This window comes from Pedobacter sp. WC2423, from assembly GCF_040822065.1.
Taxonomy (GTDB): Bacteria; Bacteroidota; Bacteroidia; order Sphingobacteriales; family Sphingobacteriaceae; genus Pedobacter.
Genome location: NZ_CP162005.1, coordinates 2,364,570 through 2,386,740, shown reverse-complemented (window position 1 = coordinate 2,386,740; position 22,171 = coordinate 2,364,570). Strand labels below are relative to the sequence as shown.

The 22,171-nt window shown below is 40.9% G+C and carries 13 protein-coding genes; 8 read left to right on the top strand and 5 right to left on the bottom strand.

Going from position 1 to position 22,171, the window contains the following annotated elements:
- The first annotated feature begins 191 nt into the window (after positions 1-191).
- Positions 192-587, top strand: a complete 396-nt coding sequence (locus AB3G38_RS09595; RefSeq protein WP_367868268.1) for a winged helix-turn-helix transcriptional regulator — start codon at positions 192-194, stop codon at positions 585-587.
- 71 nt (positions 588-658) lie between these two features.
- Here the strand turns inward: AB3G38_RS09595 and AB3G38_RS09590 are convergent, their stop codons facing one another.
- Genes AB3G38_RS09590 through AB3G38_RS09575 form a run of 4 tightly spaced genes read right to left on the bottom strand, consistent with a single transcriptional unit; the run spans position 659 to position 6,290 of the window.
- On the bottom strand, positions 659-2,344 hold the full coding sequence (locus AB3G38_RS09590; protein ID WP_367868267.1) for a sodium/sugar symporter: 1,686 nt from the start codon (positions 2,342-2,344) through the stop codon (positions 659-661).
- Positions 2,345-2,380: 36 nt separating this feature from the next.
- Complete coding sequence (gene araA, locus AB3G38_RS09585; RefSeq protein WP_367868266.1) at positions 2,381-3,871, bottom strand: L-arabinose isomerase; 1,491 nt, start codon at positions 3,869-3,871, stop codon at positions 2,381-2,383.
- Between the two features lie 23 nt (positions 3,872-3,894).
- Positions 3,895-4,593, bottom strand: a complete 699-nt coding sequence (locus AB3G38_RS09580) for an L-ribulose-5-phosphate 4-epimerase (protein ID WP_367868265.1) — start codon at positions 4,591-4,593, stop codon at positions 3,895-3,897.
- Positions 4,590-6,290, bottom strand: coding sequence for a ribulokinase (locus AB3G38_RS09575; protein WP_367868264.1), 1,701 nt, complete (start codon positions 6,288-6,290; stop codon positions 4,590-4,592). The genes AB3G38_RS09580 and AB3G38_RS09575 overlap by 4 nt, the downstream gene beginning before the upstream one ends.
- A 300-nt stretch (positions 6,291-6,590) precedes the next feature.
- Between AB3G38_RS09575 and AB3G38_RS09570 the strand changes: the two genes are divergently transcribed.
- The 6 genes from AB3G38_RS09570 (at position 6,591) to AB3G38_RS09545 (ending at position 20,000) form a co-directional block, all read left to right on the top strand.
- Positions 6,591-7,217, top strand: coding sequence for a hypothetical protein (locus tag AB3G38_RS09570; RefSeq protein WP_367868263.1), 627 nt, complete (start codon positions 6,591-6,593; stop codon positions 7,215-7,217).
- Positions 7,202-11,416 (top strand): two-component regulator propeller domain-containing protein, encoded by a 4,215-nt coding sequence (locus AB3G38_RS09565; protein ID WP_367868262.1) that lies wholly within the window; start codon positions 7,202-7,204, stop codon positions 11,414-11,416. Before AB3G38_RS09570 ends, AB3G38_RS09565 begins: the two co-directional genes overlap by 16 nt.
- Before the next feature lie 239 nt (positions 11,417-11,655).
- Positions 11,656-14,829, top strand: coding sequence for a SusC/RagA family TonB-linked outer membrane protein (locus tag AB3G38_RS09560; RefSeq protein WP_367868261.1), 3,174 nt, complete (start codon positions 11,656-11,658; stop codon positions 14,827-14,829).
- An 11-nt stretch (positions 14,830-14,840) separates the two neighbouring features.
- Positions 14,841-16,538, top strand: a complete 1,698-nt coding sequence (locus AB3G38_RS09555) for a RagB/SusD family nutrient uptake outer membrane protein (RefSeq protein ID WP_367868260.1) — start codon at positions 14,841-14,843, stop codon at positions 16,536-16,538.
- A gap of 86 nt (positions 16,539-16,624) precedes the next feature.
- Positions 16,625-18,139, top strand: a complete 1,515-nt coding sequence (locus tag AB3G38_RS09550) for a glycoside hydrolase (protein ID WP_367868259.1) — start codon at positions 16,625-16,627, stop codon at positions 18,137-18,139.
- The gene (locus AB3G38_RS09545) at positions 18,129-20,000 is read left to right on the top strand and encodes a beta-galactosidase (protein WP_367868258.1); all 1,872 of its coding nucleotides are present in this window, start codon (positions 18,129-18,131) and stop codon (positions 19,998-20,000) included. Before AB3G38_RS09550 ends, AB3G38_RS09545 begins: the two co-directional genes overlap by 11 nt.
- 77 nt (positions 20,001-20,077) lie before the next feature.
- On the opposite strand, the gene AB3G38_RS09540 is transcribed toward AB3G38_RS09545, so the two are convergent.
- Positions 20,078-20,788, bottom strand: a complete 711-nt coding sequence (locus tag AB3G38_RS09540) for an NUDIX domain-containing protein (protein WP_367868257.1) — start codon at positions 20,786-20,788, stop codon at positions 20,078-20,080.
- Positions 20,789-20,918: 130 nt separating this feature from the next.
- On the opposite strand from AB3G38_RS09540, the gene AB3G38_RS09535 reads away from it, so the two are divergent.
- Positions 20,919-22,100 (top strand): aldose epimerase family protein, encoded by a 1,182-nt coding sequence (locus AB3G38_RS09535; RefSeq protein WP_367868256.1) that lies wholly within the window; start codon positions 20,919-20,921, stop codon positions 22,098-22,100.
- Positions 22,101-22,171: the final 71 nt, after the last annotated feature.

The window sequence follows — 22,171 nt, the reverse complement described above, 5'->3', positions numbered from 1 at the left end:
GTCGAACTTCAAATTTGCATTATTGTAACATTCTTGTTATTGTAATTGCAACTATTTAACTTTTTTGACGTTGATAATTATGTCTTGCTCAAAGGAATATTATTAGTTTATGATTGTGAATCAAATGTAAATGCTAACATTCAATTAGACAAGAAGGCACTTTTAACTCACCTACTTACCAAAATGAAACTATGGTTGATTATCAGATAGATAAATCGAAAAAAAAAGTACAAGCTATTGATTATAATAGTCTTTGCCCTGTCAGAAATGTTTTGGACAGATTTGGCGATAAGTGGTCAATTCTTGTTATTGTAATTTTGGGCGGTACAGAAAAGTTACGTTTTAATGAGCTTCAAAAATGTATAGGTGATATTTCTCAGAAAATGCTGACGATGACTTTACGGAAATTGGAGACGGACGACTTAGTGAAGCGAAAAGTATATCCGGTTGTTCCGCCAATGGTAGAATACAGCATTACAGAAAGGGGGGGGACCCTGCTGCCATTAATTGAAAACCTTACAGAATGGGCGCAATTAAATATGCAGGGAATAAACGCAGCAAGAGAAAAATTTGATGTTAACGGGTAAAATATCAGGATGTTGATTAAACTGATCAAAGGCATTATATAATGCCTTTGATCAGTTTAAATATAGAAAGACTACCAGAACTTCACATACAATGCAGCAATGAGCAGCAGGGTAACTACGATCAGTACCATTGTAGGAGGTTCAACTTTGAACATGGATTTATCCAGTTCGAAAGCTTTAGGATTTACTTTAGGTCCGGTCAAACTGATCACAATCATAATGGCCATGGTAAAGAAAAAGGAAAGTCCCATACAGATATGGAATGGAATCTCAAAACCACCTTTACCATTTGGATAGGCAGTATATAAGAAAGTATCATTACCCAACAGGTTTGGTGCCATTTCGTTGAAGAATACAGATAACAGAAATCCTGCCAGCACACCAACAATAGCTGCACTTCCGGTTGTTCTTTTCCAGAACATACCCAAAATAAACATCGCAAACACACCCGGGCTGATAAAACCTGTATATTTCTGGATAAATGTAAAACCACCTGCACCCCCAATTCCCAAAAGATCACTCCAGGTAAAGAGTATAGCGAGGATCATTCCAACGAATACCGTTGTTCTGCCCACCAAAACCAGGTTCTTTTCTTCTGTACCTTTCTTAAAATACTTTGCATATATATCCAGTGTGAAGATTGTAGAGATACTATTTACTTTCCCGGCAAGAGAAGCAACAATAGCTGCGGTAAGTGCAGCAACAGATAACCCTTTAAGACCGGTAGGCAAAAAAGTAAGTATTGCTGAATAAGCCCCGTCTTTACCACCTATTAATTGAGGCAAGTGTCCGCTTTTGTACAAAACATAGGCTGCGATACCTGGCAACATCACGATTAGTGGCATCATCAGCTTCAAAATGCCGGCAAAAAGAATACCTGTTCTTGCCGTTTTAATGTCCGCGCCCAATGCACGCTGGGTAATATACTGATTGCATCCCCAGTAGTTCAGGTTAATGATCCAGATACCCGCAACATAAGAAGCCAGTCCGGGGAAAGTCAGGTATTTACTAATCTCATTTTGTGTAGATGCAGCGGTAGGTTTCGGGATAATCATTTTGAAATGCTCAGGAGCCTGCTCCATCAAAACATTGAACCCGGCAATGGCATTAGGGCCAACACCGAATTTCTCTCCAACAACAGTTAAAGCAATGTAAGTGGTCACCAATCCTCCAAAGATCAATACAGCCACCTGAATAACATCAGTATAGGCCACTACTTTCATACCTCCCAGGGAAATGATCAGTGCAAATACAGCGAGCCCGATCATAATCACATGCAGATAATCTCCGCCTGTGAGGCCGTTGATGGCTACCGCGCCCAGGTAAAGTATAGAAGTCAGATTCACGAATACGTATAAGAATAACCAGAATACAGCCATGATCAGGGCAACAGATTCATTGTACCTGGTCTTCAGAAACTGTGGCATGGTATAAATCTTATTCTTGAGGTAGACTGGAATGAACCAGACGGCAACTATAATCAGTGCGATGGCTGCGATCCATTCGTAGGCCGCAACAGCTATTCCAAGAAAGAAACCTTCCCCACTCATGCCAATAAATTGTTCGGCAGAAATGTTTGAGGCAATCAGGGAAGCACCGATGGCCCACCAGGTTAATGTTCCTTCAGCCAGAAAAAATGCTTTTGCATCATGCTCATTCTTTTCACGCTTGCGGTAAATGTAATACCCATAGCCGGAAACGACTAAAAAGTAGATGATAAAAACTACATAATCTGTAGTGACTAAGTTGTTGTTCATAGTAGGCTATTTGGTTAGTTTGAACAGATTGCTGGTTTATTTATAAAAGATTTCATTCCATTGAAGCTCATTTCTAAACTGGTTGATTTTAGTATCAGTCCCAATGTTTATATATTCTATGCCTGCAATGTTGGCAAAATCCAGCAGGTGGGCAGTGGTCAGGTTCTGACTGTAAGCAGTATGGTGTGCACCTCCTGCATAGATCCAGGCTGCACAAGCTGTTTTCATATCAGGAAGAGGTTTCCATAAAACCTTTGCTACTGGTAATTTTGGTAATTCATGTGCTGGCTCCACGGCTTCTACTTCATTTACAAGTAAGCGGAAGCGATTGCCCATATCTATAATAGAAGCATTGAGTGCATTTCCACCTGCCACGCTAAAGATCAATCTTGCGGGATCAGCTTTACCACCGATGCCAAGTGGGTGAACTTCCAGTCGTGGTTTTTCATTGGCCAGGGATGCATCAACTTCCAGCATGTGTGAGCCCAGTACCATAGAATTAACAGGATCGAAATGGTAGGTATAGTCTTCCATAAAGGCATTGGCTCCCGGTAATCCGGCCCCCATTACTTTACAGGCGCGTACTAAAGCTGCTGTTTTCCAGTCGCCTTCTCCGGCAAATCCGTATCCGGCCGCCATTAATCGCTGTGCGGCAATGCCTGGCAGCTGAATCATGCCATGTAAATCTTCGAAGGTATCACTGAAACCTTTAAAATTACCATCTTCAAGGAATTTTTTAAGGCCAAGTTCTATTTTTGCAGCTTCATAAACGGAAGTATGCCTGTCTCCGCCACGGAGCAGATCAGATGTCATCTCATAGGTTGCTTCATATTCGGTCAGCAGTTCCTGAATGGATTCCTCAGGAATACTGTTAATCACTGCCACCAGGTCACCTATACCATAAGTATTGACTTGAAAACCAAACTTAAGTTCTGCTTCAACTTTATCACCATCGGTAACCGCTACATAACGCATGTTATCGCCAAAGCGCGCAAATTTAGCCCCTTGCCAATCATGCCAGCCAGCAGCAGCCCGTGTCCAGGTATCAATTTCTTTCAACACTTCAGGATCCTGCCAGTGTCCTACAACTACTTTTCTGTCTTTACGCATCCGTGTTACCATAAATCCAAACTCCCGATCACCATGGGCACTCTGGTTAAGATTCATGAAATCCATATCGATAGTATCCCATGGAATATCACGGTTAAATTGCGTATGCAGGTGCAGTAGTGGTTTTTGAAGGATATTCAACCCTCTTATCCACATTTTAGCAGGAGAAAAAGTATGCATCCAGGTAATCACGCCGATACAGTTTGCAGTGATGTTAGCCTGTTGCAGGGTTTCAAATATTTCGTCAGGTGTTTTTACTATAGGTTTATAAACTACGCTAACAGGAATCTGCGGATCTGAATTCAGTGATGCGGCCACTTGCTGTGCATGATCAGCCACTTGTTTCAAGGTCTCTTCTCCGTACAAATGCTGGCTTCCTGTGATGAACCAGACTTCTAATTCTTTTAAGTTTATCATATTTTTTATGTTGTCTTTATCTTTTATTGGCCGTAATAGCTATCCGGACCATGTTTACGTTCAAAATGCTTTTTTATTAATGCGGCTTTTAATTTTGGTGACTGCCTGTTAATTTGTTGCGTTAGCAGGGCCATTTGTGCCACTGTTTCCAGTACAGCACTGTTATAAACTGCTTTTTCGGCTGTCTTGCCCCAGGTGAACGGTGCATGATTTCCAACCAGGATCATTTCAACCTCACGATGATGATAACCGAGTTTTTTAAAATGATTGATGATCTGAAAGCCAGTTTCGTATTCGTAATCTCCATTGATCATCTCGTCACTCATTGCAGGAGCACAAGGTATATCCACAGTAAGATGGTCGGCATGCGTAGTACCAAAAATCGGAATATCTGTTTGTGCCTGTGCCCAGGAGGTAGCATAAGTAGAATGGGTATGTACTATCCCATTGATTCCGTCCCAATGTTTGTAAAGTACAGCATGGGTTTTAGTGTCAGAAGATGGCCTGAGTGTTCCTGCTACAATATTACCGTCGAAATCAACGATGACCATTTTATCTGGTGTCAGATCTTTGTATGGCACGCCGCTTGGTTTGATCGCAAATACACCTTTATCTCTGTCTGCTGCACTTACATTTCCAAAAGTAAAGAGCACAAGTCCTAGCTTTGGCAGTTCCATGTTGGCCTCATAGGCAGCTTCGCGTATTATTTTATAATCGGTCATGATACATAAGGTTTGATATCCTTTTTACTGTATTTCTCTACATATCTGCCTAATGCCAGATATTCCTGATAATGCTGGTTGTACATCTTTTTCTTTTTCTGATTTGGCTGATATTCTGCTTCGAAACCTGTGCCCATAGTTTCCATTGCGGTTTCAATATCTGGATGGATTCCAGCAGCTACAGCAGCAAACATGGCTGCTCCAAGTGCACAGGTGTGCTCAAACCGATGAATTTTGATTGGCATTTCTAATACATCAGCCATCATCTGCATGATATAAGGTGATTTTTTTGCCACTCCTCCAATACCGATTATTCCTTTTACCGGAACGCCCTGTTCTTTGAATCTGTCAACAATGCTTTTTGCACCAAAACAGGTTGCAGCGGCTAAGGCACGGAAAAACCTTGGTGCATCAGTACCCAGGCTTAAGCCGGAAATCGCACCTTTCAATTCCTGGTTTGCGTCTGGAGTCCGCCTTCCGTTCAACCAGTCAATAGCCAGCTCTGCATAATCATTATCACCTAATAGTTCGGCCTGCTCACTTAAACTGGAAATAATCTTAGCTTCCAGTTCATCTTTTAAAGCAGCTGCAGTTGCCTGGTCAATTATGTCTGATTGAGTGAGGAGATGATCTAATGGCCAGCTAATTAGATTTTTAAACCAGGCATAGACATCGCCAAAAGCAGACTGACCGGCTTCCAGACCCATTGTTCCGGGAATAACAGAGCCATTTACCTGTCCGCAAATGCCTTTGACCAGTTTACCATCCAGGTCAGCAAGCGGGGCTACAAGGATGTCGCAGGTGCTGGTGCCCATGATTTTACACAGGTAGTAAGGTGAGATCTGACCTCCAACAGCCCCCATATGTGCATCAAATGCGCCTACGCCAACTACCACATCTGGTGATAGTCCCAGCCGGCTTGCCCATTCTTCACTCAAGGTGCCTGCAGGCTCATCTGAAGTATAAGTATCCTGAAATAGTTTTTCTCTGAATCCTGACAATAACGGATCTAATTTGCTGAAAAACTCCTCTGGAGGAAGACCGTCAAACTCTTCTGCCCAAAGTGCTTTATGTCCTGCTGCACAGCGGCTCCGTTTCATTTTTCTGGCATCGTTGCCTCCTGTTAACAGGAAAGGAATCCAATCGCAATGCTCTACCCATGAAAAAATGGCACTACGAATTGCAGTATCTTCCTTCAGCACATGAAGAAGTTTCGCCCAGAACCACTCTGAAGAGTAAATTCCGCCTACATATTTAAGATAGTTTGTCTTGAATTTAGTGGCGTGATCGTTGATCTGTGCTGCTTCTTTAATTCCTGTATGGTCTTTCCATAATACAAACATGGCATTTGGATTTTCTTCGAAACCAGGAGTGAGGGCAAGAGGGGTTCCGGTGATGTCAACGGCTACAGGAGTAGAACCTGTGGTATCTACAGCGATACCCTTGATAGCAGCAGCTACTGCTTCGCCGCCGGCTTTTGCAATACAATCTTTAATGGTATACTCTAGCCCCTCAATGTAGTCAAGAGGATGCTGCCTGAACTGATTTAATGCAGGCTCACAATAAAGTTTTTTTTGCCACCTTTTATAATAATAAACTGAGGAAGAGAGCTCTGCCCCATTTTCGGTATTTATAATTACAGAGCGAACAGAATCCGATCCGTAATCTATACCGATGACATATTTGGTTAGATTCATGGTAATTATAATAAACGTCTAATTAACGTTTATTTTTTTGAGAAATGAAAATTATTCTGAAATTTATTTCAGATTTCATTATTTACAGGCTTATCAGATGCTTTTTGGGGTGGGGATGAAATTTCAAAATAAATAATAATCGTTCATTTGACATTTAATTTAAAATTTATACATTAGCCTGGGCTGCAATAAAGCCTCGCTGCTTAGTCAACAAACAAACCAGATAATCCAGAACAAGAGCCAGGTATGAATTTTTTGAAGTTGCGGCCGGGGCTGCTGATTTATTATCGTACGCTATTGATGAACGTTATTATTTTTACACTGACGGGATGGTCTGCGATGGCCCAGAAATCAAAAAATACGGCTTATCTTTTTACTTATTTTACTGGTAATAAGGGGTTAGAAGAATCCATCCATTTTGCGATCAGTAATGACGGTTATACCTATCGTGCATTAAACCATAATCAGCCCGTAATCAGTTCTGCTGCAATCAGTTTAACGGGGGGAGTACGTGATCCGCATATTTTACGCGGATCGGATGGGAAGACCTTTTATATGGTTGTGACAGATATGGTTGCAGCTAAAGGCTGGGATGCTAACCGGGCAATGGTACTGTTAAAGTCTGCAGATCTTGTGAACTGGACTTCAAGCATTGTGAACATCCAGAAGCGATTCCCTGATGTGCAGCAGACGACAGATCCTGTAGAAGGTGCCGGGGTTTTTAAACTTAATACAGGAGAAGGGTATATCCTGATGTATGATGTCTATACAAAAGGCCGCTATCAATTTACCAAAACAAAAGATTTAAAACATTTCACTGTGATTGATCATGATGTAAAGATGGATTTTCATCCGCGGCATGGTACAGTTCTTCCAATTACTGCACGGGAAGCAAAAATATTGTTAAGAAAATGGGATATCAGGTAATCCGGGTGTTGATTACAAAGATATTGTTTGTCATTAATGAGCTAACGAATTCAATAACTACAAAAATGCGTTTACTGCAGCTGATTATTTTTGTTGTTTTTTCTGGAATTCAACCTTATGCTGTCCGGGCGCAGTTATGGTCGGAAAATAGTGGAAAGTCACTCTATGGTGATTATGCATTTAAAACCTATACCATTGCTGATGGACTTCCATCTAAAAGTACAACTGCCACCTTCAGGGATAGCAGAGGGTTTATATGGGTTGGTACAGAAAATGGTCTGTGCCGTTTTGATGGTTACACCTTCAAAATTTTTAATCACAAGCCTGCTGACAGTACTTCTATCAGTAACAATTTTGTAAGCAGTATTGTGGAAGACCGGAAAGGAATGTTATGGGTAGGTACAATGGACGGCTTGAACAGGATGGATCCGATGACCGAAAAATTCCAGTCCTTTTATCACAAAGAATCGCTTCCCTTATCTATTAGTAATAACAAAATATGGGCATTGCTCTGCGACAGACAGGGGATAATATGGGTAGGAACTGATGATGGCTTTAACAGGTATCACGAATCTACCAGATCCTTTACCGCCTATCAGCCCAATTCTAAATTGCCCTATACCATGGTCGGCAAGTCTGTTAATTCTATTATTGAAGATAAACAGGGACAACTTTGGCTGGGAAACTGGAGCGGAGGGTTAAACAGGTTCGACAAACGTACGCAGTGCTTCAGTAATTTCCGGCAAAAGCAGTTGCCCGGATCCAAAAACCCAAACGATATCTGGACGCTCACCTCTGATAAAAACGGGGTGATATGGGTGGGTACCTACTGGAACGGATTATTTCGCTTTGATACCAGAACAAATTCCTTTACTGCAATTACACCTCCTGATAAAAGTAGTACAGGAGTTTATAGTATCCTGCCTTTAACAGAGCGTATTTTGCTTGTTGGTGGAAATAATGGCTTTTACTGGCTGGATACCCGGAACAATAAATGGGAGGCGATTAAAAACCTGGTAAATTATCCTTTTGGTGGTGCCTATAAAGATAAGGATAACATCATCTGGATCAACGCTAAGAATGGGTTTTTGAAAATTGACAGTAAACAATATAAGTTTGAGCTGAAAGACCTGAAACTAGGCAATGCTGAAGTAAAAAGCATAGCAAGTAAAGATGACCGTCTTTGGATCGGTACGAATAAGGGCTTGTTTGTATTCGATTACCGAACCGGACAACTCTCAGCTCTGAAGAAAAACGGAACGAAAAACAGCCTCAAAAGTAATGACATCAGTAAACTTTATTTTGATTCCAGAGGAACCCTGTGGATCTTAACTGAAGATGGATTCGATAGTTATGATCTGCAAAAAAAGGAATTTTCCCACCATTCCCATCATTCTGTTTTGGGCAGTCTCTTCAATGAGGATGTTTTCAGGGACATTCTGGAAGCTGAGCCTGGTGTTTATTATCTGGCTACTGATGCTGGCCTGAAAATTTACAATAGCTTCAACAATACTTTTAAGCATTATTACAGCAATAAGAATGACAAATATGCCTTAAGTAATAACCACCTCTATTCTTTATTAAAGGATCAGAATGGGGAGATATGGATTGGAACTTATGGTGGTGGATTGAACCACTTTAATCCTGTTACTGGCCGTTTCCGGGTTTTCGGGCCTGCGGAACACTCCGGGAGTGGAGTTAGCAGTAATATAATCAGAGGGCTATTCCGGGATTCAGGTAACAATATCTGGGTTTCCACGCCAGATGGACTTAATAAGTATGATTTTAAGCGCAAGCAGTTTGTAGTTTATTCTAAAGTTGATGGTTTTTCCAGTAATGTGTTCAGGGATGTTACAGAAGATCGTAAAGGTAACATCTGGGTAACTACTGAAAACGGGTTATCAAAATTAAACCCTGCAAATATGGTCATCAACAATTTTGATGAGGCAGATGGTGTGTATGTGAATTCGGTAATGTTCAATAATGGGGAAAGTATTTATCTTGCCGGAGCACGAGGGGGGGTAATTAAATTCAATCCGCTTACCATCCAATTTAATAAGATTGTACCTCCGGTTTATTTTACAGATTTTCAACTGTTCAACAAATCCATTGTTGCTGATCCGGGAGGGCCACTCAGACAAAACCTGAATATCGCAACCGAACTGACGCTGGATTATGAACAGAGTGTGTTTTCCTTTGAATTTGTTGGACTCAATTACCGCTATTCGGAAAAAAATAAGTACGCCTATATGCTGATTGGATTTGATAAAAAATGGAATTACGTAGGTACGCAGCGTAAAGCCACCTATACCAACTTAAACCCGGGAACCTATAAACTCTGGATCCGGGCTTCCAATAACGATGGGGTCTGGAACAAAGAGGGCAGGGTGCTGATCATCTGCATTCGCTCGCCATGGTACTGGAGATGGTGGGCTTATGTGATTTATGCAGTTGCAACCGGTCTGCTGATTTATTTGTACTTTATTTACAGGAAGAAACAATATGAGCTGAAATACAAGATAAAGGTGGCCAGTATAGAAAGTGAAAAGGAAAAAGAGCTCAGCGAAAAGAAACTCTCCTTTTTCACTAATATCTCCCATGAATTTCGTACACCACTTACCTTAATTATAAATCCGATAAAGGAACTCTTGTATCATGATGATAAAAATGTGGATATCAGTAACCTTAATATTGTATATCGGAATGCAAAACGTCTCCTTAGCCTGGTTGATCAGTTACTGCTTTTCAGAAAAGCGGATTCCGGGGCTGATTTGCTGAAGGCCGCTGATCTGGAAATTGTGAACCTGTGTAAAGAAGTTTACTTATGTTTTTCTCACCTCGCCAGCTCAAGAAATATCAGTTATGAATTTCTGAGTGCTGCAACGCATATCTGGATATACGCTGATAGGGAAAAATTAGAAATTGCTATTTTTAATTTGCTGTCAAATGCGATTAAGTTTACCCCGGACGGGGGAAGTGTAAAACTTGAAATTCTTGAAGCATCCGACAGGCTAACTATACAAATCAGTGATACAGGTTGTGGCATTCCTGAAGTAGCCGGGGAGAAAATCTATAACAGGTTTTATCAGGAAGCAGATGAAAATAGTTCTTTAAGAACGGGGTTTGGAATAGGGTTATTTTTGGTGCGTAATTTCATTGAAAGCCATGGTGGTTCTATTACCTATAAGAGTATCACTAATCAAGGGACTACTTTTTCGGTTGAATTGTTGAAAGGAAAGTGCCACATCAATCCTGATCAGCTTATTCCGGAAACAGGAATGAGTTCTCAGCTGTTAATGGAATTGAGTGGGGATGAACATGGAATCCAATCAGAACAGCTCATTACTGAGCAGTATGATCATGCCCTGACATCAGAAAAAAAATCAATCCTGATTATAGATGACAATCCATCCATCAGGAATTACTTAATTGGAATTTTCAAAGCACAGTATCAATTGTTTGTTGCAGAAAGTGGGGAGCAGGGGATGGAGATGATTCGTGAAATACTCCCTGATTTTATTATCAGCGATGTAATGATGCAGGGGATTACCGGGATAGAGATTTGTAGCCTGGTCAAGGAAGACGCTGCTTTATGTCATATCCCGGTAGTACTATTAACGGCCAGTACCTCTCCTGAAATTAAATTGAAAGGACTGGAAATTGGTGCTGATGATTATATTAGTAAACCTTTTGATAAAGATTTGCTGATGGCCAGGGTGGCTGGGATTTTGAAAAGCAAGAACAGCCTTCAGAAATATTTCTACAATGAGATTACGCTGAATCCAAATAATTCGAAGATCTCAGCAGAATACAGGGATTTTCTCCAGCAGTGTATTCAGATTGTAGAGTTGTACATCACCGATCCAAATTTTAATATTCAGGTACTTGCGGATGAGATTGGCATGTCCCGGTCCAACTTGTTTGTTAAAATTAAATCTATATCCGGCAGATCCTCCAACAGTTTTATCCGCTTTATCCGGCTTCGGAAGGCGGCCGAAATATTTATCAATACAGATAATACTATATCTGAAACCATGTTTATGGTTGGGATTATTGATAGTAAGTATTTCAGAGCGCAGTTTCATAAACTCTTTAACATGAATCCTTCTGATTATATCAGGAAATACAGAAAGAACTTTTCTAATCAGATCAGCCTTGGCAAAGGCATCAAAACAAATCCGGGCCGCTTTGATTCGTAATTGCCCGTCATCCCTCATTTTTTATTATAAACTTCTGTTTTTATGTTTTTGATTATAAAACCGGGTATTTACCCCTTAAAAATTGTCTGTTTACCCCCTTTCATTCTCTTTGAAACCATCGAATTTAGCCCCGGTTAAGCTATTCGAAATACCTGAATTCCGGCCAGGCCCTGAGCAAATGCCTGCCTGATTCATTCGTTAAAAGATTAACTAAAACACTAAACCAAATATAAAGCGATATGAGAAAAGTTATACAAAACGTATATTCTCCCTTTTGGCTGTTGACAAAAAAAGTATTTGTTGTAACTGCAATAAATGCCTTGCTGCTCTCAGTCCAGTCTACAAAAGCTTCTGAAATGACGACCTTAAATGTCCGTCAGCAAGTGATAAGCGGTACGGTCCACGATGAAAAAGGGGGTGTGTTTCCTGGTGTTGGCGTCACTGTCAAGGGTACGGCCATTACAACGGTTACCAATGCACAGGGTAAATACTCCATTAAGGTTTCTTCCGATAATGCTGTACTGGTATTTAGCTATGTAGGTTATGCCAGCATGGAACTTCCTGTGAATGGAAAAACTGTTGTGGATGCCAGGCTTTCGGCCGATGACAGATCGCTGAACGAACTGATTGTTGTAGGTTATGGTACTCAAAAAAAAGAAACTGTAACAGGTTCAATCTCGCAGGTTAAAGGTTCCGACCTGGTTAAAAGCCCGCAACCCAACCTGTCTAACGCGCTTGCAGGGAGATTTTCCGGTGTAGTGATCAGCAACAGAGGCGGGGAGCCAGGTTATGATGGATCAAGTATCACCATTCGGGGGCAGGCAACAACCGGCAGTAACAGTGTGCTGGTCGTAGTTGACGGAGTTCCAGGACAAGTTGGCGGACTGGAACGTCTGGATCCAAATGATATTGAAAGTATATCGGTATTGAAAGATGCCTCGGCTGCAATTTATGGAAACCGCGCTGCCAATGGTGTTATTTTAGTGACTACTAAAAGAGGTAAGACTGGTAAACCTACAATCAATTACAGTTTTAATCAGGGTTTCAGTTCCCCGACACGTTTACCAAAACTTGCAGATGCTGCGACTTATGCACAGATCATGAATGAGATCAATTTTGATTCCAGTCCATCAGGAGGAATGAATCAGTCCTACAGTGATGCGCAGATACAAAAATTCAGGGATGGGTCCGATCCGTTATTGTTTCCAAATACAAACTGGACTAAGACCGTACTTAAGGATGTGACCACACAAAGTCAGCACAGCCTGTCTGTAAGTGGTGGTACTGAAGACGTTAAATATTTTGTTTCACTAGGAGCTATTAATCAGAACGGACTCTTTAAAAATGGAGTAACCAGCTATAAACAATACAATTTCCGGTCAAATATTGATGCTAATATCAGTAAACGCCTGAAAATCGGATTATCACTGGCCGGAAGGGAAGAAAACCGTGAATTTCCAATTACTAAAGCTGATGATCTGTTCCGTTCACTTTACCGCTCTAAACCTATTGTAGCTCCATTCTATCCAAATGGATTACCAACAAGAGGTATAGAAGGCTCAAATCCTGCTGTTCTGGTAACAGATCTGGGCGGTACAAGTAAAAGCCCTACACAAGTGTTAAATGCTATTTTAAAAGGCAGTTATCAGATCCCGGGAATTGAAGGATTATCAGCTGATGGGTTCTTCGCTGTGGATAAACTCAATACTTTTGTAAAGACCTTTGACAAACCTTATGTACTCTATGACTACAATGCATCAACCGGAGTATATAACCAGGGGATTTACGGTGGAAATAATCAGAAAGCGACATTAAAGGAATCTCAGCGGCGCGAATCACTCTTGACTTCAAACATCAAATTAAATTACGCACGCCGCTTTGGCAAGCATGATATCAATGCTTTTGCAGGCTTTGAACAAAGCAGCAATAATATTGAATTTTTTGACGCCCAGCGTTTCAATTACCTCTCTAACCAGTTGCCTGAGTTATCCCAGGGTGGAACAGCCGCTACTGATTTTCTGAACTCCGGTTTTAGTTCAAACTATACCAGAAGGAGTATCATTAGTAAACTGGCTTATACCTATGATGACAAATACCTGTTTGAAGGACAACTTCGTCGTGACGGATCTTCAATTTTTTCTAAAGGCAAACAGTGGGGAACCTTTCCTTCAGTCTCTGCAGGCTGGCGTATCAATAAAGAGAAATGGTTTGAAAACATCAAATTCTTTGATGAGTTGAAACTCAGGGCTTCGTACGGATCGCTGGGTAATGACAACGTAAATGCTTTTCAATATTATGATAATTACATTTTAGCAGGGAACGGCTTTGTGGCACAGGCACCTGGAGGGACGCCAGCCATCCAGCCGGGAGTCGGCTTGTCGAAACTGGCCAATCCTGACATTACCTGGGAAGTATCCCGGAAACTGGATATTGGTATGAATGCAACCTTCCTGAAGAACTTTACTTTTGAAGCCATTTATTTCAAACAAAAGCGTTCTGATATTCTTTCCTCACGTAATGCATCCCTTCCTGGTTCATCAGGTATTGTTAACCCTTATAATGACGGCTCCTCGAATTACAATCCTTTAGTACCCTCAGAAAACATAGGTAAAGTTAACAGTGAGGGGCTTGAGGCTACACTTGGCTATACTCATCGTGGCAATGAATTCAACTGGGGCATTTCAGGTAACTTCACTTATGCAAAAAGCAAAATCATCTTTATTGATGAAGCTTCCGGTACCTTAAAAGACCAGCGGCAGACAGGCCGTCCATTGAATACTTACCTTTTGTACAATAGTACAGGGATTTTCCGTACCCAGGCAGAGCTGAATAATACTCCGCATGTTCCAGGTGCAAAGGTTGGTGATTTGATCTATCAGGATCTTAACGGAGATGGTGTACTGAATGCGGACGATATGGCCAGGACAAAATACGGTAACATCCCACAGATTACTTATGGTTTTAACCTCAATGCCTCGTATAAAAATTTCGACCTGTCTGTATTATTTGCAGGCCAGGCACAGGTAAGCCAGTATGTACTTCCCGAATCAGGCAGTATCGGTAACTTTTACAGCAGCTGGGCTGATAACAGGTTTAGTGCTGCTAATCCAAACGGTACTTTCCCTAAGGTGTCTGAACGGGCGTCTAATTCAATCAGTGGCGGAGGTTATAAAAATAATTTCTGGCTTAATAACACAGCTTTTCTGCGACTTAAAAATGTCGAACTGGCTTATAACGTAAAAGCAGATTTTCTGTCAAAAATGAAAATCTCGGGATTGAGGGTGTTTGCAAGTGCATTCAATCTGTTTACTATCACTAAAGTAAAAGATTATGATCCGGAGGGCAGCAGTGAAAGCGGGCAGTTCTATCCTCAACAGCGGATCATCAATTTAGGCGCAAACGTTAAATTCTAAATCTTATCAAAATGAAGTACAAATATAGCATACCAGTTTTTATTTTATTAGTTAGTGCACTGGCACTGAGTTCATGTAAAAAAGATTTTCTGGACGTTACTGCAACTGACAGAATCCCCACCGTTACCCTGGAAACCGATACAGCAGTATTTGAAGCTTTTGTAGTCAATTCTTATATTGGTACAAGACTTCAGAGTAAAGAAGCAGAAGGAACCAATCCCGGATTCGGGCGGGGTTTTGAATATAGTATGTGGAGCTCGCTGACTGACGAATCCGTTTATAACAATGACGACGATACCTGGCTGATCCAGCGGGGGCAGCTGGCGCCCGAGAACCTGGGTGCACTAGGCTCACTATGGGGCAGAAGTTACCGGAGTATACGTGAATGCAATTATGCATTAAGTGTTTTAACCAAAATCCAGATGAGTGCGGGTCGTAAAAAAAGGCTTGAAGGAGAGATCAAATTTATACGGGCATTCCGTTATCAGGACCTGATCCGGAATTATGGAAAAGTGGTACTGGTGGGAGATCAGGTACTGGGTTTAAAAGATAATCTGCAGGACCCGGCCTTATTTGAACGAGCTACAATTAAAGCAGGGATGGATTACGCAATCGCCCAGCTGGATGACGCAGTATCTAAATTACCGCTGGACAATAGTGGTGAATGGCTTGCGGGCAGGGCAACAAAAGGTGCTGCACTGGCATTAAAATCAAGACTTACACTTTATGCAGCCAGCCCTTTATATGCTGCAGGTAGCTGGGAAGCTGCTGTTGCAGCGGCACAACAAGTCATCAGCCTCAATAAATACAGCATTTATCAGGGAGGGTATGGTAATTTATTTTTGACCAATCAAACTAATGAGTCTATATTCGAACGCCTTTACACCAAGAATGCCAATCACGTGCATCTGGAAATTGCAAACGGACCAAATGGCTATGGAGGGTGGGCAGGAAATACACCAACCCAGACCATGGTAGAGGCCTATGATCTGACCAACGGTTTACCAGCAAATATCACCAACCCGCTTTATGATCCGGCCAAACCCTATGAAAACCGCGATCCGCGCTTTAAAGCTACTGTCTTGTATAATGGCGCTCCATACCGCGAACGTAATATAGAAACTTTTATACCGGGTGGAAGAGACAGCAAGGATGGAAATGACAACTGGAACACCACAAAAACGGGTTACTATCTTAAGAAGTTCATGAACGATGCTTATCCTTTACAAAATCCCTGGGGTAATGCGGGTTTCCAGCCATGGATTTATTTCAGATATGCTGAAATACTGCTTAATCTTGCCGAAGCTTCAAATGAAGCCTATGGACCAGATGTAGTAGGGCCTGGAGCAACGATGAGTGCACGTCAGGCCATCAACATGATCCGCTCCAGAGCAGGGGTAAACATGCCGGCAGTAACAGCAGCATCTCAGACCGACATGCAAACAGCGATCAGACATGAGCGTCAGATCGAGCTGGCATTTGAAGAACATCGTTTCTATGATGTCAGGAGATGGAAAATCGCTGAAGTGACCGAGAATTTGCCATGCAGAGGCGTGATCATTACTAAAAATACGGATGGCAGCTTTACCTATACCTCAAAGATAGCACTGGATGGGCGCAAATTCGAACCCAAACATTACTGGCTGCCAATTCCAAGGGCCGAAATTCTTGCTTCAGGCAACCTGCTGAAACAAAATACCGGGTATTAAATCTGGTCAATGTAAATCTGTTCAAATTTAAAGACGTCCGGAATTAACCTTTCCGGACGTTTATCCTTTATTCTAATCAGAAAGATATGTCCGGAACTAAAAGTTCTGCTATTGCAATTATATTTTTTGAAATATTGATGGCGCTTCCTTTTTTGATAAGCGGGCAGGGGATCAATCCTGTTAAAGTTGAAATCAATCTCCGGCATCCTGCACAGGTCATTGAGGGATTTGGTGCTTCTGATGCCTGGTCTTGTCAGTATGCGGGGTTATGGCCGGAAGAAAAAAAGAAGAAGATGGCAGATTTGCTTTTTAGCCGCGAGCTTGATCATCAGGGAAAGCCAATTGGGATTGGCCTGAATTTCTGGCGTTTCAGTATAGGCGCCGGAAGTATAGAACAGGGGGAAGCAAGCGATATCAAAAACGAATGGCGGAGACAGGCTTCATTTTTAAAATTAAATGGAAAATATGATGAGTATGCTATGCCGGGCCAGCTGTGGTTCATGAGCGCGGCTAAGGCAAGGGGCGTGAAGAATTTTCTGGGGTTTGTCAACAGTCCTCATGTTAATTTTACTTTAAACGGGAAATCTTATTCTGGTGATGGCAAATGTAACTTCGACTTTAGCAAAACAACTGCTTTCTGTCAGGATCTGATCAGCAACATTCAAATCATAAAAAAACATACAGGCATAACATTAAATTACATCAGTCCTGTAAATGAACCTCAGTGGAAGTGGAATGAGGCTAAGCAGGAAGGCTCCCCTTATACAAACAAGGAGATCGCCCAGCTAACCAGAGCACTAAGTTTGTCACTGAAAAAGGCAGATCTTAATACTAAGATACAAATTGCAGAAGCCGGGCAGCTGGATTACCTGACCAATCACAAAGATTCGCTCAAAAGCCGGCAAGTAAGCTATTTCTTTGATCAAAAATCTCCGGGTTATCTTGGTGACCTGTACAATGTAGACCAAAGCATTTCAGGACATAGTTATTTTACCACAAGTTCTGAAGATAGATCAGTACGGATAAGAAATGCAGTTGCCAGTGAAGTAGAAAAAATTAAGGGTCTCCGCTTTTGGATGTCGGAGTACTGTATTCTCGGAGACAGCCTGATGAAAGGAGAAGGACGGGATACTGGGATTTCTCCAGCATTATTTATAGCAAAACTTATTCACCACGATTTAAGCTATGCCAATGCAACCTCCTGGCAATGGTGGCTTGCCATTTCACCAAATGATTATAAAGACGGATTGGTTTATATAGATAAAAACAAGAAGGATGGCAAAGTATACGAAAGCAAAATGCTTTGGGCCCTGGGGAACTATAGCCGCTTTATACCTGCAGGGAGCCACAGGTTACCTGTGAAACTGGAGAACGCTGATCAGGTTTACGTATCCGGTTTCCGCAGCCAGGGGAAAATTATCATTGTAGTTGTCAATTCCAGAAAAGAAGCCGCGTTACTTGAAATCAATGGCATTAACAAAAAACAAATAAAAACCTATACCACATCAACTACATTAAACCTGGCTCCTTCCACATCAAATTCAAATTTGATTCGTGTTCCACCTGAGTCAATAACTACACTTCTAACTGATGAAAAATAAGCATATGGATAAGTTGCCAATGAAAATATTAAAATATACTTTTTTCTTAATGGCCATTCTTCTGGCTATAATCACTGAAATTAACCCTGCACAGGCACAACACACTTTTGCACTGGGTGACACTACATTTTTATTAGACAATAAGCCCTTCCAGATCGTCTCGGGAGAGATACATTATCCCAGAGTTCCAAGAGAGGCCTGGAGACACCGCATGAAGATGGCGAAGGCGATGGGACTCAATACGATTGGAACTTATGTGTTCTGGAACCTGCATGAGCCTGAAAAGAACAAGTTTGATTTTAGCGGTAACAATGACATTGCTGAATTTGTGAAAATAGCTAAGGAAGAAGGTCTGTGGGTAATTTTAAGACCAAGCCCCTATGTTTGTGCAGAATGGGAATTTGGCGGGTATCCTTACTGGTTGCAAAATGAAAAAGGGCTGATTGTAAGGAGTATGGAAAGCCAGTACCTCAAAGAATACCTAACCTATATCAAAGCGTTAGGTAAGGAATTGGCCCCTCTGCAAATCAGCAATGGTGGAAATATACTCATGATCCAGGTAGAAAATGAATATGGTTCTTATAGCAATGACAAAGAATATCTTGCTATTAATCAAAAACTATTCCGTGAAGCAGGATTTGATGGATTGCTATATACTTGCGATCCGGAGTCCGATCTGGAAAAGGGGCATTTGCCAGGATTATTACCAGCGATTAATGGTCAGGACAATCCTGAAATTGTAAAACGTAAAATCAGAACTTTGAATGATGGTAAAGGCCCGTTTTTCATAGCAGAATGGTACCCTGCATGGTTTGATTGGTGGGGTACTCCTCATCATACCGTCCCGGCTGAGCAATATACAGGTAAGCTGGATTCAGTATTAAAGGCTGGTATTTCCATTAATATGTACATGTTCCACGGAGGTAGTACCCGTGATTTTATGAATGGGGCCAATGATAAAGATACAACCCCTTATGAACCACAAACCAGCAGTTACGATTATGATGCGCCTTTAGATGAAGCAGGTAATGCGACCGATAAGTTCATGAAGTTCAGGGCAGTTATCCAACGTCATTTGCCTGGTGGACAGGTGCTTCCGGAAGTTCCGGCAAACAAACCATCTATGGTTATCCCGGCAATCCGGCTTCAATCTGCCATTAAATTAGCAGATCTTTTAACGGCTCCGGTACATAGCCTCAAACCAATGACTTTCGAAGACCTGAATCAAGCCTATGGATTTGTATGGTACCGCACACAGCTCGATGGCGGTAAGACAGGGATCCTGAAAATAAAAGGTTTGAGGGACTATGCTGTGATCATGATCAATGGAAAACATGCCGGTATTTTGGATCGGAGGAAAGCTCAGGATAGTTTGTCTCTTAAACTGGCGCCAGGAAAGGTGGTTCTTGATATTTTAGTGGAAAACCTTGGCAGGGTTAATTATGGCCCTAATTTACTGAAGAATAAAAAAGGAATTACAGCTGAGGTGACTTTTGCAGGTACTGAACTTCAGCATTGGGATATGTTCAAATTCCCTTTCAAAGAGGTTAAAAGTTTAAAATTCAAGCCAGGTTACCGGGCTGATCATACTCCGGTAATCAGAAAAGGAACATTTATGCTGGATAAGGTTGCTGACACTTACCTGGATATGAGAAACTGGGGTAAAGGTATGGTTTGGGTAAATGGTAAAAACCTGGGGAAATACTGGGAAATAGGGCCGCAGCAAACGCTTTATTTACCAGTAGAATGGCTTAAGAAAGGTGAAAATGAAATTATTGTGCTGGAACTTTACAAGCCTGAACAGCAATCATTAACGGGACTTGATAAACCAATTCTGAATCAGGTGAATATGACGAGATAAAAAGCCTTTGAAATCACATCATTTATGGATGATGTGATTTGCATATTACCTGAGATGCAATTGATTCACTGAAACTCTTAGCCGGATATTAATTTATCCGGATTAGGGATGAAGTTTAAAAAGGCCTGGAAGTTTGCTACGTACTTTTTCTTGTCAAGTTTAAAATAAAAAGCACCTTTTTTTGACGCTGATTTATCTTTTTCAGGGAGTTTGATCAGCAAACCTGTAGAGGTTAATTTTCTGATGAAATTTCTGTTATCAATACTGGTATTGTATACGTCTTCATATAAACTTTGCAATTGAGGTATAGTGAATTTTTTTGGTAAGAGTTCAAAAAGTATAGGATGAAGCGCTGCCTTATATCTGATCTTCTTCTTCGCATTTTCTACCATTTCATCATGATCGAAGATGAGTTCTGGAGCATCCTTTAACAAAAACCATTCGGCATGATATTGATCCGTAATTTGCATTTTATATTTATTGATATCTATTAATGCAAAGTAGGTCACAGAAAGTGTACGTTCAATAGGATCTCTTAAAGGATCACCATAAGCATGAATCTGTTCCAGATAAACCCCTTCCAGGCCAGTTAACTGGGTAAGTACTCTATTGGCAGCATTATCCAGACTTTCTTTGGGACCGACAAAACCACCCATTAAACTCCATTTATCTTTTTCAGGTTCAAAACCTCTTTTGATCAGGAGTAGTTTTAAGTGTTCTCCATCAAATCCAAATATAATGCAATCAACAGCTATTAAGAACCGGTCCTGATTTGTATACTTTGTCATTGTGTTAAATTAATAAAAAATTTGATGTCTTAATTTGAATGTAAAGTTATTATAATACTGATATTAATCGTTAGTTTGACGTTTAATATTCTTTTTATACATTAGTATTACCGAATCTTAAAAACTTAATATGAACAAGAACTATAATTTAATTTATCTGAGCATTATTTTATTACTCACCTTAACCAGGTGTGAAAGCAATTCCAGCCCGAAGTCCAAATCTGTAACTACCGATTCGGCTTCCGTTTCAAAGTATATTATTCCGGAAGCCGGTGGTTTCGAAGGAAATATAGATGGCAAAGCTATAACCTTGTATACACTGAAGAATAAGAATGGAGCAGAAGCTGCAATCACAAATTATGGTGGCCGTCTGGTTTCCTTATTGGTTCCAGACAGGAATCAGAAATTGACTGATGTGGTTTTAGGTTATGATAGTTTAAAATCTTACCAGAAAAAAGGCGAACCTTATTTTGGTGCAATCATTGGCAGATATGGTAACCGTATTGCAAAAGGTAAATTTGTTCTTGACGGAAAATCTTATCAATTACAAGTGAATGATGGAACTAATACATTGCACGGTGGTGCTGACGGATTTTATTCGAAAGTCTGGACGGCTAAAAAAACAGATGCACAAACTTTAGAGCTGAGTTATCTTGCTAAAGATAATGAGGCAGGTTATCCAGGTAATTTAACGGTGAAAGTGAGTTATAAGTTAACTGATGACAATGCGCTTATGATCAGCTATAGCGCAGTAACAGATAAGGCAACTATAGTTAATCTAACCAATCATGCCTATTTTAATTTAAATGGTGCTGGAAATCAAACGATCACAGATCATTTATTAACAATTGAAGCCGATGCCTATACCCCGGTTGACAAAACTTTAATTCCAACCGGCAAAATTGAGAAAGTAAGCGGTACACCATTTGATTTTACAAAACCTACCCTTATTGGCGAAAGAATTAATGATAAAAATGAACAGCTGGAATACGGAAAAGGATATGATCATAATTTTGTACTCAGATCCGGATCTGGTCTGCGTAAAGCAGCAACAGTCATGAGTCCTAAAACTGGCATTGCTATGGAAGTTCTTACAACAGAACCAGGAATTCAGTTTTATAGCGGTAATTTTCTGACAGGTAAAGATCAGGATGGTAAAGGTAAAGTGAGCTATGCTCACCGTTCTGCTTTTTGTCTGGAAACACAGCACTTTCCTGACGCACCCAACCAGCCCTCATTTCCTGCTACTGTATTGAAACCTGGAAAAGTATATCAAACAACTACAGTATATAAATTTTCGGCACTGAAATAACCGGTCTCATAAGTTTGTTATTATAAGAAAATGAGTACCTGCCCCTTAATTTTTTAGACTTTAATTGATTT

What these genes read in the sequence shown, in the direction of transcription:
- AB3G38_RS09545 (WP_367868258.1), top strand. Translation starts at nt 18,129, where the DNA reads ATGAAAAATAAGCATATGGATAAGTTGCCAATGAAAATATTAAAATAT.
- AB3G38_RS09565 (WP_367868262.1), top strand. Translation starts at nt 7,202, where the DNA reads ATGGGATATCAGGTAATCCGGGTGTTGATTACAAAGATATTGTTTGTC.
- araA (WP_367868266.1), bottom strand. Translation starts at nt 3,871, where the DNA reads ATGATAAACTTAAAAGAATTAGAAGTCTGGTTCATCACAGGAAGCCAG.
- AB3G38_RS09570 (WP_367868263.1), top strand. Translation starts at nt 6,591, where the DNA reads ATGAACGTTATTATTTTTACACTGACGGGATGGTCTGCGATGGCCCAG.
- AB3G38_RS09540 (WP_367868257.1), bottom strand. Translation starts at nt 20,788, where the DNA reads ATGACAAAGTATACAAATCAGGACCGGTTCTTAATAGCTGTTGATTGC.
- AB3G38_RS09535 (WP_367868256.1), top strand. Translation starts at nt 20,919, where the DNA reads ATGAACAAGAACTATAATTTAATTTATCTGAGCATTATTTTATTACTC.
- AB3G38_RS09575 (WP_367868264.1), bottom strand. Translation starts at nt 6,290, where the DNA reads ATGAATCTAACCAAATATGTCATCGGTATAGATTACGGATCGGATTCT.
- AB3G38_RS09560 (WP_367868261.1), top strand. Translation starts at nt 11,656, where the DNA reads ATGAGAAAAGTTATACAAAACGTATATTCTCCCTTTTGGCTGTTGACA.
- AB3G38_RS09555 (WP_367868260.1), top strand. Translation starts at nt 14,841, where the DNA reads ATGAAGTACAAATATAGCATACCAGTTTTTATTTTATTAGTTAGTGCA.
- AB3G38_RS09595 (WP_367868268.1), top strand. Translation starts at nt 192, where the DNA reads ATGGTTGATTATCAGATAGATAAATCGAAAAAAAAAGTACAAGCTATT.
- AB3G38_RS09550 (WP_367868259.1), top strand. Translation starts at nt 16,625, where the DNA reads ATGTCCGGAACTAAAAGTTCTGCTATTGCAATTATATTTTTTGAAATA.
- AB3G38_RS09590 (WP_367868267.1), bottom strand. Translation starts at nt 2,344, where the DNA reads ATGAACAACAACTTAGTCACTACAGATTATGTAGTTTTTATCATCTAC.
- AB3G38_RS09580 (WP_367868265.1), bottom strand. Translation starts at nt 4,593, where the DNA reads ATGACCGATTATAAAATAATACGCGAAGCTGCCTATGAGGCCAACATG.